Annotated in this window: 1 protein-coding gene; it reads left to right on the top strand. The window is 28.5% G+C overall.

The features are described 5' to 3' along the window. Positions 1-871 (top strand): hypothetical protein (locus B5F76_RS15035; protein ID WP_204218449.1); only part of this gene is annotated, 871 nt, incomplete at its 5' end. Between the last annotated feature and the right edge of the window lie 102 nt (positions 872-973).

Genomic DNA, 973 nt, shown 5'->3' with positions numbered 1-973 from the left:
TCGTACATTTATCACTATTATAAAAGAATTAAGATCTTGTGGATTTAATAATTTTGTAATTATTACTGATAGAGGATATGAAACTATTGAAAATATTGAATTCGCTGTACAAGAAAAAATACCACTTATTTCTGCAGCTCCAATAAATAGAAAAATGATATCTAAAAAAATTAATGATTTTGGAAAATTTTCAGTTCGGCCACAAGAAATGGAATTTGATATCAATAATAAAGTTTATTATAAACAATATAATGAAATTTATGAAGTAAAAATAAATGAAGATTCTTCTATAAAATCTGATAAATTCAAAATAAATATTTATTTAGATTCTGAATTGAGAGCTCGTCTCCAGACAGAACAAGATTTACAAATATCTGTTGAGAGATTATCTCTTAATGAATATTTTGAAAAAAATATTGAAATAAAAGATATAGAGAAATTTAAAAACAGCTTTTCATATCATGATGTTGAAATAGAAAATGGAAAATTGAAATTTTTCAATCTAAAAAACAATAAAATTAAAAAAGAAAATTGTAAATTCGGCTTTTTTAGCATTATTACTAATGGCTTAGATCATGATGCGTCAACAGCACTTGAAGAATATTGTTTGCGTGATGAACAAGAAAAATATTATTTTCAAATGAAAGACGTAATGGACTGTAAAACTCAACGAAATTGGTCTGAAGATGGAAAAACAGGTCGATTATTCATTTTATTTATTGGATTAATCCTATCTAGCCATGTAAAACATATTTGGAAAACAACGGAACTAAGGAATAGATTTGATTCATCATCAGCAATTCTTGACGAAATGAGAAGTATTAGAATGATTGAGCTCAGTGATTCTTCAAAGATGATGACACCTTTGTAGGAGCACAGCTTCAAATTTGTGAAGCATTCGGTTTAACCGTGCCTGAGGAATGTGCCCCAGGCTATACCTCCAAACGAGTCGCCAAACGGGGTCGGAAGTCTA

This window comes from Desulfovibrio sp. An276 (assembly GCF_002159665.1).
Taxonomy (GTDB): Bacteria; Desulfobacterota; Desulfovibrionia; order Desulfovibrionales; family Desulfovibrionaceae; genus Desulfovibrio; species Desulfovibrio faecigallinarum.
This window is presented reverse-complemented; position numbering and strand designations above follow the sequence as displayed.